Source organism: Streptosporangium sp. OZ121 (assembly GCF_051918885.1).
Classification (GTDB): domain Bacteria; phylum Actinomycetota; class Actinomycetes; order Streptosporangiales; family Streptosporangiaceae; genus Streptosporangium.
The window spans coordinates 204,858-216,945 of sequence record NZ_JBPXMC010000013.1; the positions used below are offsets into that span (position 1 = coordinate 204,858).

Sequence of the window (12,088 nt, forward strand, 5' to 3'; positions counted from 1 at the left end):
CGTCGCGTCCCTGCTCATCGCCGTTTCGCCGGCACCGCTCTCCCGCCCATCACCGCGATGCCCGGAAATCAAGGGCTTGCGACGTCTGCCCGGCGCGTGGAACACTCCCGAAAACGGTAAAGGTTCTTTTCAGTAAGACCCTTGCCGTCGGGTGGCGAGGCAGGTTTCGACATGGACACCGTCATCACGATCCCGGCCGAATACACGGGTCTGCGGGCCCGGCAGGGGCCCATGACCATGGGCCAGGCCAACATGGCGCGTTGCGTGCTCCGCGACCCGCCGCTCCACATGAACTTCCGCGTCACCAAGCGCCTCCCCGAGGGAACGCCCCTGTCCGCCGTCACCGAGGCGGTCGGGCGCCTGCTCTCCAGGCACGAGGGACTGCGAGCCACCATCCACTCGGACGTCCAGGTCGTGGCCGGTTCCGGCTTCCTGCCCGTCGAGGTGCACGGCGCGGGGACCGGGCTCCTCGACGAGGTCGCCGAGGAGGTGGGCCTGCGCATGCAGGGCACCCGGTTCGACCTGCGGACCGAGCTCCCGATCAGGGTCGCCGTGATCACCGATGGGAAGGCGCCCCGTCTGGTGACCTTCGTCCTGCCCCACACCTCTGTCGACGCCATCGGGCTGGCCACCGTCATGAGGGAGTGGGAGCGACTGATCCGTGGGGTCGCCGTCCCGTCACCGTGCCCGGTGCAGCCGCTGGACCTCGCGACCGCGGAGGGCACCCCGGCCGCCCTGCGCCGGACCGAGGCCGCCCTGCGGCACTGGGAGAACGGGCTCAGGCGGGCACCCCAGTCGATGTTCGCGATCGACGAGGCCGCCAGGGCCGACGCCGACGCGATCCGGCCCCGGCTGCGGGTCCGCTCGGCGGTGGCCGCCAGGGCGCTGGACGCCGTCGCGAGCCGCACGGGCGCCAGCCGCTCGGCGATCACGCTCGCCGCCCTGGGGGTCCTCATCGGCCTGCGCACCACCCAGCGGTCCTGCGTGATCGCGTCGCTGGCGAGCAACCGGGTACGACCCGAACTGCGCGACTACGTCGGGCCACTGGCCCAGGACGCGCTGATGACCGCGGATCTCGACGTCTCCACCTTCGACGAGGCGATCCGCCGCTTCCGCGCCGCGTCCCTGTCCGGGTACCAGCACAGCCGTTTCGACTCCATCGCCCTGTGGGAGGTGATCGAGGCCGTCAACGCCGAACGAGGGGTGGACTTCGCCCGCGACTGCGTCTTCAACGACATGAGCGGCGTCACCGTCTCCGAGCCCGAACCCGAGCCGTCCGCCGAGGTCGAGTGCGACTGGCTTCCGGCGGCCTCGCTCCCCGCGCACCTCGCGCTCTGGGCCAACCGGCTGGAGGACGTGGTCGACCTGACACTCTGGATCGATCCACGGGTGATGAGCCGGGCGGAGGCGGAGGGCTTCGGGACCGGGATCATCCGGCTGCTGGTCGCGGCCGGAGACGGAGACGTCCAGGTTTCCGACATTTCGAATATATCGGGAATTTCGCCTATCGAGCGCGGCCCGGAGTGGATCTACACCGACTCCTGCTGGGTGAACCTCGGCGCGGTGGAGCGGCTCGTCGGCGAGGCGGTGCAGGGACGTCCCCACCTGGTGACGCACGACCCGGAAGGCCGTCTGACCTGCCACGTCACCTCAGGAAACCCCGAGGAGATCCGCGCCGCCTGCCTCGCCCTGCTGCCGGGCCGCACCTCCGCGATGGCGCCTCACCACTACGTCGTGCACGCGCCGGAGCCCACCGGCGCGTCGCTCTACGGGCCCGTCGTCACCGAGGGCGACGGGCGCCGCTCCGTCTCCGTCGGCCCCGCGCGCGTAAGTAACCAATAGCAGGCGGGATAATCGGTTACATGCGCCTATCCGCTCGTGTCGACTATGCCCTCCGTGCCGCCGCCGAACTCGCCGCCGCGGGTGCCGGCCCTACCACGGTGGGTGAGCTGGCCAAGGAGCAGGACATGCCTCCCAAGTACCTTGAGAACATCCTGCTCCAGATGCGCCGCGCCGGGCTGGTACGCGGCCAGCGCGGCCCCGAGGGGGGCTACGTGCTGGCCCGCCCGCCCGCCGAGATCAGCCTCGCCGACGTGATCCGCGCCGTTGACGGCCCGCTCGCCAACGTCAGGGGGGAGCGGCCCGAGCATGTCGGCTACCGGGGTCCCGCCGAGTCGCTGCAGCAGGTCTGGATCGCGCTGCGCGCCAGCGAGCGGGCGATCCTGGAGGAGGTCACCCTTGAGAACGTGGCCACCGGAGCCCTCCCCGACCGGGTCCGCAGTCTGTCGGCCGACCCCGCGGCCTGGGACTGACCATGCCGGCGTGGCCGCCCACGGAGGTCCGGCCGGCCCGGCCCGCACGGCACCGGCTCACCTCCCGGGCCCGGCCCGCATCCCGGAACCGGCTGACCGTACAGGACCGGCCCGCGCCCCGGAACCGGCTCATGTCCGGGAACCGGCTCGTCGCGCAGGGCCGGCCCATGCCCCGGAACCGGCCCGCGTCCCGGGAGGGGCGCCGTGCCCGAGGGTGACGTCATCCACCTCTCCGCCCTGCGGCTCGGCCGGGCGCTCGACGGGCGGGTGCTGACCCGCTCGGACTTCCGCGTGCCGCGTCACTCCACGGCCGACCTGACCGGGCGCGCGGTGCTGGAGACCGTCTCGCGCGGCAAGCACCTGCTCACCAGGGTCGAGGGCGGGCTGACCGTCCACACCCACCTGCGGATGGAGGGCAGCTGGCAGATCTCACCCGCGGGGCGGCGGCTGCCCGGGGGCGACGTCGTCCGCCTGGTGCTGGCCAACGAGCGATGGCAGGCGGCGGGGGTGCGGCTGGGCATGGTCGACCTGGTCTCGACCGAGGAGGAGGGGCGGCTCGTCGGGCATCTCGGCCCCGATCTGCTCGGGGAGGACTGGGACGAGGCGGAGGCCGTGCGACGGCTGGCAGGACGGCCTGAGACGAGCATCGGGGTCGCGCTGCTCGATCAGCGCAACCTGGCGGGAATCGGCACCATCTATCGCGCCGAGACGCTTTTCCTCGCCGGAGTGTCGCCGTGGCGACCTGTGGGGGCGGTTGAGGACCTGAGAACGATCGTGTCGATCGCGTGGCGGCTGCTGGACGCCAACAAGGAACGCCCGAGCAGGACGACGACAGGCGACCTCCGTCCGGGACGGAGCACCTGGGTCTACGGCAGGGCAGGGCGGCCTTGCCTGCGCTGCGGGCGTCGGATCAGTCGTGGGGAGATGGGCGCACAGCCGCAGGAACGGCTGATCGTCTGGTGCCGTCACTGCCAGCCGGAAGAACCGACCGGCTAGGCGGCGACCATGTCGTTGACCTCGGGAAACACGGAATCAGGCACGGTTTCGGGAATCGGCAGACGCTCCCGTTCTGGGACGTCTCCCGCCATCACCGGAGCATGCTGCAGCTCGGCCAGGGCGAACTGATCGGAAACCTCACGGAGAACCTGTGAAAGCGGCACGCCCAAGGCACCGCAGATCGACGCGAGCAGCTCTGAAGAGGCCTCCTTCTGACCACGCTCAACCTCGGACAAATAGCCAAGAGAAACCCGAGCCAGTGTGGACACCTCACGCAGGGTGCGACTCTGCCGCACCCTCAGCCGCCGCAGCACGTCACCGAGCAGCTGACGCAGCAGGACCATCTGTCGCTCCCTCCCCGGCGCGGATGTCTTCACGACACTCCGCGCTATCGGTTCGTGCCGCCCGTTCTTCGAACGCGACCCTTGGTACATACTCCTCGCCGTCATCATCGCTTGACCTTTACCTCACTCACCGTTCCACCGTACCTGTATGGACCGACAACGCGGCAGACCATGTGGAGCATGTTCGCTGGGGACGTAACGCGGTAATCATCCTGAATGTTCCCTCACGTTCGTCTCCAGCACACCTCGCAGGAGGTCCACGGCCTCGTTCACGGTCATCTCCCGGATCTGGTCACGCGTCCCGGCGAGCCGCGGATCCCGGTGCCATACCCGCCCGTCCGGTCCGCTAACGGCGAGATGCACGGTGCCCACCGGTTTACCGTCCTGGGGGTCCGGGCCGGCCACTCCGGTGGCCGCCAGCCCGTACGTGGCACCGGCCAGAAGGCGCACCCCGTCGGCCATGGCGGCGGCGACCTCCGGGTGCACCGCCCCCTCGCGGGCGAGCAGGTCCGCCGGGACGTTCAGCAGCCGGTGCTTGAGCTCGGTGGCGTAGGAGACGATCCCGCCCAGGAAGGCCGCGGAGGCCCCCGGGGGGCCGGTGAGGGACGCGCAGATGAGCCCGGCGGTCAGCGACTCGGCCACCGCCACCGTCTCGCCCCTGCGGACGAGAAGGGCGAGGACCTCGGTGGCCGCGAGCAGGCGCCGGCTCATATGGCCCGCCCCGTGTCGCGGCTCATGCCGTCAGCCTTCACCCGGCCCGCCTTCATATGGCCCGTGCCCGCTTCGCGACCTGCCGCAGCTTGATCGCCCGGATCACGTAGTCGAGACCGGTGGCGACGGTGACCAGCGCCGCCGCGCCCATCACGATCCAGCGGATCAGGTCGGGCACGCCCGGCCAGATGTAGGAGACGATCGCGGCGATCTGCAGGACGGTCTTCACCTTGCCGCCGTAGCTGGCCGGGATGACGCCGTGCCGGATGACGGCGAACCTCAGCGCGGTGACGCCCAGTTCCCTGCCCAGGATCACGACGGTGACCCACCAGGGCAGCTCCTCCAGCACCGAGAGGCTGATCAGGGCGGCGCCGATGAGGGCCTTGTCGGCGATCGGGTCGGCGATCTTCCCGAAGTCGGTGATCAGGCCGTAGCGGCGGGCCAGTTCGCCGTCGAGCAGGTCGGTGAGCGAGGCCACCATGAAGACCACCAGCGCCGCGGCCCGCCAGCCGGATCCCGGCAGGAAGAGGCAGGCCACGAAGAACGGAACCATCGCCAGCCGTATCACCGTCACGACGTTGGCGATGTTCCAGGCGCTCACCTTGGGGCGCCCGGATGCCGAGGTCGAGTCGGTGCCGGTCTCTGGCGTGTTGGTCATACGCTCTCCCGGCCCGGCGGCGCGCTCATGGGGCCGCCTTGATGCGGGCGATCAGGTCGACCCCCTCCGAGTCGACCACGACGGCCCGGACGATCTGGCCGGGGACCAGCCCGATGCCCTGGACCGTTACAGAACCGTCGACCTCGGGCCCCTGGTGGGCGGCACGGCCCTCGTAGCCGCCGTCGCCCAGGTCCTCCTCGATCAGGACGTCGACCTCGGTGCCGATCCGCTCCTCGGCCCGCTGGGCCATGAGCTCCTCGGCCAGCTCGGTGAGCGCGGACACGCGGGCGTCGACGACCTCCTGGTCCAGCTTGCCGGGCAGCGAGGCCGCCTCGGTGCCGTCCTCGTCGGAGTACCCGAAGATGCCGATCACGTCGAGCCTGGCCTCCTCCAGGAAGCCCACCAGCTCGCCGAACTCCTCCTCGGTCTCGCCGGGGAAGCCCACGATGAAGTTGGAGCGCACCCCCGCCTCGGGGGCGTGGGCGCGGATCGACTCCAGGAGGTCCAGGAAGCGCCGGGGGTCGCCGAAGCGCCGCATCCGGCGCAGCACCGTCCCGCTGGCGTGCTGGAAGGACAGGTCGAAGTAGGGGGCCACGCCCTCGGTCGAGGCGATGATCTCCAGCAGCCCCGGGCGGAGCTCGGCGGGCTGCAGGTAGCTGACGCGCACCCGCTCGACGCCCTCGGTCGCGGCGAGGGAGGGCAGCAGCTTCTCCAGCGCCCTCAGATCGCCCAGGTCCTTGCCGTAGGAGGTGGAGTTCTCGCTGACCAGCACCAGCTCCTTGACGCCCTGCTCGGCCAGCCAGGCGGCCTCGCCGAGGAGCTCCTCGGCTCGGCGCGAGACGTACGCCCCGCGGAAGGCGGGGATGGCGCAGAACGTGCAGCGCCGGTCGCAGCCGGAGGCCAGCTTCAGCGAGGCCACCGGGCCGTCGCCCAGGCGCTTGCGGAGCGGCCGGGGGCCGCTGGCGGGGGCCAGACCCTCGGGCAGCTCGCCGTGGCCGGGAATGGCGGTCTTGGGGGCGGCGGCGCGTTCCACCGGCGAGATGGGCAGCAGGGTCCTGCGGTCGCGGGGACTGTGCGGGACGAGCGATTTGCCCGCCAGCACGTCGTCGAGGCGCGTGCCGATGTCGGTGTAGTCGTCGAAGGAGATGACGGCGGCGGCCTCGGGCAGCGCGTCGGCGAGCTGGTCACCGTACCGCTCCGCCATGCAGCCCGCGGCGACCACTTTGGCACCGGAGTCGGCCGCGGCGAGCAGCGTGTCGATGGAGTCCTTTTTCGCCGAGTCGATGAAGCCACACGTGTTGACGACGACGACATCGGGGTCGTCGTCGCCCAGCTGCCAACCGGCAGCCTCGAGACGGGCGGCGAGTTCCTCGGAGTCGACCTCGTTGCGTGCGCAACCAAGCGTGATCAGCGATGCGGTTCGGCGGGATGACATGGTGAACACTACGGTATCGGGAGTTGGCCACTACCCGATGCACCTCCCCCCATTCAGGCACCGCCGCACCCCCCGCCCCGCCCCGGACGTACCGCCGCCGGGACGGCCAGGACGCTCGGCCGGACCGCGGCGGCGCGGACGCCCGGGGGTGCCGGAAGAGTGCCGCGGAGAAGTGCTCCGTACGGCGTGACCTAGCGCTTCTTGGTGGCGGGAGCCTCGTAGGAGCGGTTCACGACCTGCCCCCGGCGGCCGGGGGCGCCCAGGTTCTTGCCGTTCACCTTCAGCGAGACGGCTCCCCCGTCGCCGAAGGTGACCCTCATCCCGGTCTTCGCCTTCCAGGTCGAGGTCTTGCCCGCGGCGAGCGTTCCCGAGAAGAGACGCCGGCCGCCCGCGTCCTGCACGTCGAGCCAGGAGGTGCGCTTCGCCCTGACCTGGAGGACGACGATGTCGCGCCGTCTCTCCTCGGCCAGCGACGAGGCCCGGCGCGGCGAGTCGGGGCCGGGACCGGCCGAGAGCGGCGGCGCGGCGGGCACCGGCATCGGGCGCGGGTCCGCCACGGGAGTGTCGCCCCCGCCCATGGTCCGCACCACACCGAAGATGACCACGATGCCCAGAGCGACCGCCATGGCCGTCGTCCAGTTGGGCGAACGGCGCTCGCGGATCTTCAGCGGCATGTCGGCCTGGAAGACGCTGGAGGCCCGCACCGGCAGCGGCACGCCCCCGTGCTGCTCGTCGTAGCGGTGCACCAGCGCCTCGGGATCGAGGTCAACGATCTTGGCGATGTTTCTTATATGGCCCCGCGCGTAGAAATCTCCCCCACATTGGGAGAAATCATTCCTCTCGATTGCCTGGATGAGCACCTCGCGAATGCGTGTCCGCGCGCTCAATTGCCCGACGGTCATCCCCTTTGACCGCCGGGCATCCGCCAGATCGCTTCCAATGCCCATGGCGCACGCCTCTCAGCCCCCGACGTTGCGTAGCGATACCTATTCAATCAGTAACCGCGTGGAGGATGCGCGGCGGGGGTCCCATTTCCGCACGGCGCCGTCATCCCCGGGCGAGCCGGTTGGGGGGCGGTATTCCCTGATATGTACCGGCACTTCCCGGTGCGGGCGGCCGGAGCCCCCCGCACCGCGCCGCCGGCCCCCGCGCGGGCCGGGCGGAGCCTCCCGCACCGCGCCCGCACGGGTAGGGCCGGAGCCCCCGTACGGCGCCGTCGGATCCCGCGCGGGCCGGCCGGAGCCCCCGCATCGCGCCGTCAGCCCCCGCGCAGGTCGGCCAGCAGGCCGGGAAGCTCGTCCGGCTTGACCATGACCTCTCGCGCCTTGGACCCCTCGCTGGGCCCGACGACGTTCCTGCTCTCCAGCAGGTCCATCAGGCGGCCCGCCTTGGCGAAACCGACCCGCAGCTTGCGCTGGAGCATCGAGGTCGAGCCGAACTGGGTGGTCACGATGAGCTCGGCCGCCTGGACCAGCAGGTCGAGGTCGTCGCCGATGTCCTCGTCGATCTCCTTCTTGGCGGTCGCCACGGCGGCCACGTCGTCGCGGTACTCGACCGCCATCTGGGCCTTGCAGTGCCCGACGATCTCGCCGATCTCCTTCTCTGAGACGAAGGCGTTCTGCAGCCGCATGGGCTTGCTGGCACCCATCGGCAGGAAGAGCGAGTCACCCTGCCCGACGAGCTTCTCGGCGCCCGGCTGGTCCAGGATGACCCGGGAGTCGGCCAGCGAGGAGGTGGCGAAGGCGAGCCGGGAGGGCACGTTGGCCTTGATCAGGCCGGTGACCACGTCCACGCTGGGGCGCTGGGTGGCGATGACCAGGTGGATCCCGGCGGCGCGGGCGAGCTGGGTGATGCGGACGATGGAGTCCTCGACGTCGCGCGGGGCGACCATCATCAGGTCGGCGAGCTCGTCGACGATCACCAGCAGGTACGGGTAGGGCTGGTAGACCCGCTCGCTGCCCGGCGGCGGCACCAGCTTGCCGGCGCGGACCGCCTTGTTGAAGTCGTCGACGTGCCGGAAGCCGCTGGCGGCCAGGTCGTCGTAGCGGCGGTCCATCTCCCCGACGACCCACTCCAGGGCCTCGGCGGCCTTCTTGGGGTTGGTGATGATCGGCGTGATCAGGTGCGGGATGCCCTCGTAGACGCTGAGCTCGACCCGCTTGGGGTCGACCAGGACCATGCGGACCTCGTCGGGGGTGGCCCGCATCAGGATCGAGGTGATCAGCCCGTTGACGCAGACCGACTTTCCGGCGCCGGTGGCGCCCGCGATGAGCAGGTGCGGCATCTTGGCCAGGTTGGCCACTATCGTGCGCCCCTCGACGTCCTTGCCGAGCCCGACGATCATCGGGTGGTGGTCGGCCTGGGCGACCGGGGAGCGCAGGATGTCGCCCAGCGAGACGAGGTCCTTGTCGGTGTTGGGGATCTCGACCCCGATCGCCGACTTGCCGGGGATCGGGGACAGGATCCGGACATCGGCCGACTTGACCGCGTACGCGATGTTCTTGGTGAGCGCGGTGACCTTCTCGACCTTGACCGCCGGGCCGAGCTCGATCTCGTAGCGCGTCACCGTCGGCCCCCGGGTGAAGCCGATCACCTGGGCGTCGATGGCGAACTGCTCCATCACGCTGGTCAGCGCGTTGACGACGACGGTGTTGGCCTTCGTCTGCGGCTTGGGCGCGGTGCCCGGGCGCAGCAGCTGGGACTCGGGCAGGGTGTACGGGCCCGCCTGGGGCGACAGGACGAGCTGCTCGACCTTGCGCGGGGCGGGGGTCGGCTCGGGGGGCGCCGACGACTCGGCCCTGACCACCGCGTCGGCCGCCTCCTCGTCCACCAGACCGGGCACGATCTCCGGGGAGTGCCCGGAGGGGCCGCCGGGTGTCTCGGCGATCAGGGGCGTGTCGTAGGGCTTGACGTGGTCGCCCAGCTCGCCGCCCTCGGGCTCCGGCTTCTTGCGGGTGGAGGGCTTCTTCCTGGACACGCGCGGCGTGGGGGGCAGGTCGCGGTTGAAGAGCATGTGCCGGATCTCGGCCAGCCGCTCGGGGACCCGGTGCACCGGCGTCGCGGTGATCACCAGGATGCCGAAGCCCGACAGGATCAGCAGCAGCGGGATGGTGATGAAGGACGGCAGGATGCTCGCCGGGGGCGCCGAGACGATGAAGCCGATCATGCCTCCGGCGGCCGCCACCTTGTCCATGCCGTCGGAGCTGCCCCCCGAGGGGTACGGCGTGTCGTGGACGACGTGCACGACGCCGAGCACGCCGATGGTCAGGGCGGACCAGCCGATGATCATCCGGCCGGTGTCGGCGTTCTGGTCGGGGTGGCGCAGCAGCCGCCAGGCCAGCAGCACGAGCAGGATCGGGATCACCCAGGTCAACGAGCCGAAGACGCCGCGCATCACCCCGTCGACCACGGTGGAGACCGTGCCGGTGTTCTTCCGCCAGGTCATCGCGGCCAGCACGACCGCCCCGGCGAAGACCGCCAGGCCGAGCCCGTCGCGGCGGTGCACGGGGTCGAGCTCGCGCGCGTTCTGCCCCAGGGCCCGCGCGGCGCTGCCGATGCCCCCGGCGAGGAGCATCCAGATGCCCATGAACAACTTGCCGATCATGATGAGCACCCAGCTGATCGGGTCGTGCTGGGGCGAGGGCCTGCGGCCCTGACTCGCGCTCCTCCCCCGGCCGGCGGGCGCCCGCCTCGCGGGGGCCGTACGGGCCTGGGAGGCGCCCGAACGACCGGAGGACCCCTTGCCGGGGGGCTTTCCTGAGGAGCCTTTAGACGTACGGGTGGCCATGTTAGGGAGGTTAACGAGACGGGTGGTGGATTGCGCGCCGACTCGCCGCAGCCGCCCGACCCTCGCCGACGTTTCACAAGATCGGTCGATACTTCGTGAACAGTGATGGGAGGAGCTAAAGGTCCCATTAGTCTGCCGGAAAGCGTCTTCCATTCCATGTATTGACATTGCGTTTCATGTAGTAGAACCTCCTCACCAACAGGGCGTTGGGAGGAGACACATGTCCGCACTCGACTGGTCCGTTCTGGGCGCGTACTTCCTTGTCATGATCGGTATCGGCGTGTGGTCGAAGCGCCGCATCAAAACCGTGATCGACTTCTTCACCGCCGGGGGCCGTATCCCCTGGTGGCTGTCCGGCATCTCGCACCACATGTCGGGATACAGCGCGATCATGTTCGTGGCGTTCGCGGCCGTGGCCTACAACTACGGGCTCGCGATGTACGTCTGGTGGGCGCTGACCATCGGCATCGGCGTCGGGATCGGCGCCTTCGTGTGGGCGGCCCGATGGAACCGGCTCCGTTCAAAACACGGCGTGGTCTCCCCGCTGGAATACCTCGCCCGGCGCTACAACCTGCCGACCCAGCAGGTGCTGGCCTACAGCGGCGCGCTGCTGAAGGTCGTGGACATCGCGGCCAAGTGGGTGGCGATCGCCATCCTGCTCAGGGGCTTCGCGGGCATCCCGATCCAGTGGGGCATCCTGGTCACCGGAGCCGTCACGCTGGTCTACATCACCGCCGGAGGACTGTGGGCGGACGTGCTCACCGACTTCGGCCAGTTCGTCATCCAGGGCGTCGCGGGCATCGCCATGTTCGTCGCCATCATGGTCCAGCTGGACGGCGTCGCCACCCTGTGGACCATGTGGGACAAGCTGCCCCCGGGCCACGGCGACCCGTTCGCCGGGCCGTACACCACGACGTTCTTCCTCGCCCTGCTCTTCATCAAGACCTTCGAGTACAACGGCGGCATGTGGAACCTGGCCCAGCGCTACATGGCCTCACCCTCGGGCTCGGCCGCGAAGCGTTCGGCACTGCTGTCCAGCGCGCTGTGGCTGGTCTGGCCGCTGATCCTGTTCATCCCGATGTTCGCCGCGCCGCTCATCGTGCCGGGCCTGGCCAACGCCGAGGAGGCGTACGTACGGCTGGCGCAGACCCTGCTGCCGCAGGGCGTGATCGGGCTGGTGCTCGCGGGCTTCTTCTCGCACACCATGGCCATGGTCGCCTCCGACGCCAACGTGATCTCCTCGGTCATCACCAGGGACATCGCCCCGGTGATCGTCCGCAAGGTGCGCGAGCTGTCGGCGCGGGCCGAGCTGACCTTCGCCCGGGTGACCACGTTCACCTTCGTCCTGATCAGCATGGCGATCGCGATCTTCACCGAGGGCGAGGGCGTGGTCCTGAAGATCGTCGTCGACCTGGTCGCCGCGACGATGGGACCGATCTCGATCCCGCTGATGCTGGGCATGCTGCCGTGGTTCAAGCGGAGCGGCCCGACCGCGGCCATCGTCTCCTGGGCCGCCGGCCTGGGCGTCTGGGCGTACGTCAAGTGGATCATCGAGTCCAAGGACACGGCGATGGTCGTCGGCGTGCCGCTGGTGACCTCGCTGGTCCTGTACGTGGCGATCGGCTTCCTGAGGCCGGAGAACCGCGAGGACCGCGACGCGCTCGTCGACTCCCTGTCCACCGAACCCGGGTCCGCCGACCCGGAGCAGCAGCAGCGGGCCGGAGCGGTCGGCTGACGCCCCCTCCGGTACGGCGTGGGCCCCCACAGCGTGGACGCTGTTGGTAAATCCCGGGCTTGCGTGATGATGGCCTGCGCGACCCTGTTTGGGTTGCGCAGGCCGTCGTC

General features: G+C 70.3%; 10 protein-coding genes. 4 read left to right on the plus strand and 6 right to left on the minus strand.

The window, feature by feature from the left end; translation table 11 throughout:
- Nucleotides 1–171: 171 nt before the first annotated feature.
- The 3 genes from ACTOQ1_RS23700 to ACTOQ1_RS23710 all read left to right on the plus strand — a co-directional run bounded on the left by ACTOQ1_RS23700 (nucleotide 172) and on the right by ACTOQ1_RS23710 (nucleotide 3,308).
- Nucleotides 172–1,842 (plus strand): condensation domain-containing protein, encoded by a 1,671-nt coding sequence (locus ACTOQ1_RS23700; RefSeq protein WP_440070200.1) that lies wholly within the window; start codon nucleotides 172–174, stop codon nucleotides 1,840–1,842.
- A gap of 20 nt (nucleotides 1,843–1,862) precedes the next feature.
- The gene (locus ACTOQ1_RS23705; protein ID WP_440070201.1) at nucleotides 1,863–2,312 is read left to right on the plus strand and encodes an RrF2 family transcriptional regulator; all 450 of its coding nucleotides are present in this window, start codon (nucleotides 1,863–1,865) and stop codon (nucleotides 2,310–2,312) included.
- Nucleotides 2,313–2,516: 204 nt separating this feature from the next.
- Nucleotides 2,517–3,308, plus strand: a complete 792-nt coding sequence (locus tag ACTOQ1_RS23710; RefSeq protein WP_440070202.1) for a DNA-formamidopyrimidine glycosylase family protein — start codon at nucleotides 2,517–2,519, stop codon at nucleotides 3,306–3,308.
- On the opposite strand, the gene ACTOQ1_RS23715 is transcribed toward ACTOQ1_RS23710, so the two are convergent.
- The 6 genes from ACTOQ1_RS23715 to ACTOQ1_RS23740 form a co-directional block, all read right to left on the minus strand.
- A complete protein-coding gene (locus ACTOQ1_RS23715) occupies nucleotides 3,305–3,652 on the minus strand; it encodes a helix-turn-helix domain-containing protein (RefSeq protein ID WP_440070203.1) in 348 nt (115 codons plus the stop codon). The genes ACTOQ1_RS23710 and ACTOQ1_RS23715 overlap by 4 nt on opposite strands.
- A gap of 207 nt (nucleotides 3,653–3,859) precedes the next feature.
- The gene (locus ACTOQ1_RS23720; RefSeq protein ID WP_440070204.1) at nucleotides 3,860–4,363 is read right to left on the minus strand and encodes a CinA family protein; all 504 of its coding nucleotides are present in this window, start codon (nucleotides 4,361–4,363) and stop codon (nucleotides 3,860–3,862) included.
- A gap of 52 nt (nucleotides 4,364–4,415) precedes the next feature.
- Nucleotides 4,416–5,021, minus strand: a complete 606-nt coding sequence (gene pgsA / locus ACTOQ1_RS23725; RefSeq protein WP_440070205.1) for a CDP-diacylglycerol--glycerol-3-phosphate 3-phosphatidyltransferase — start codon at nucleotides 5,019–5,021, stop codon at nucleotides 4,416–4,418.
- A 25-nt stretch (nucleotides 5,022–5,046) separates the two neighbouring features.
- The gene (rimO, locus tag ACTOQ1_RS23730; RefSeq protein WP_440070206.1) at nucleotides 5,047–6,456 is read right to left on the minus strand and encodes a 30S ribosomal protein S12 methylthiotransferase RimO; all 1,410 of its coding nucleotides are present in this window, start codon (nucleotides 6,454–6,456) and stop codon (nucleotides 5,047–5,049) included.
- Between the two features lie 191 nt (nucleotides 6,457–6,647).
- On the minus strand, nucleotides 6,648–7,403 hold the full coding sequence (locus tag ACTOQ1_RS23735) for a helix-turn-helix domain-containing protein (RefSeq protein WP_440070207.1): 756 nt from the start codon (nucleotides 7,401–7,403) through the stop codon (nucleotides 6,648–6,650).
- A 311-nt stretch (nucleotides 7,404–7,714) separates the two neighbouring features.
- Nucleotides 7,715–10,243: a DNA translocase FtsK gene (locus tag ACTOQ1_RS23740; protein ID WP_440070208.1), complete on the minus strand. Its 2,529-nt coding sequence runs from the start codon at nucleotides 10,241–10,243 to the stop codon at nucleotides 7,715–7,717.
- 220 nt (nucleotides 10,244–10,463) lie between these two features.
- On the opposite strand from ACTOQ1_RS23740, the gene ACTOQ1_RS23745 reads away from it, so the two are divergent.
- Nucleotides 10,464–11,978, plus strand: coding sequence for a sodium:solute symporter family protein (locus ACTOQ1_RS23745; protein WP_440070209.1), 1,515 nt, complete (start codon nucleotides 10,464–10,466; stop codon nucleotides 11,976–11,978).
- The last annotated feature ends 110 nt before the right edge of the window (nucleotides 11,979–12,088 follow it).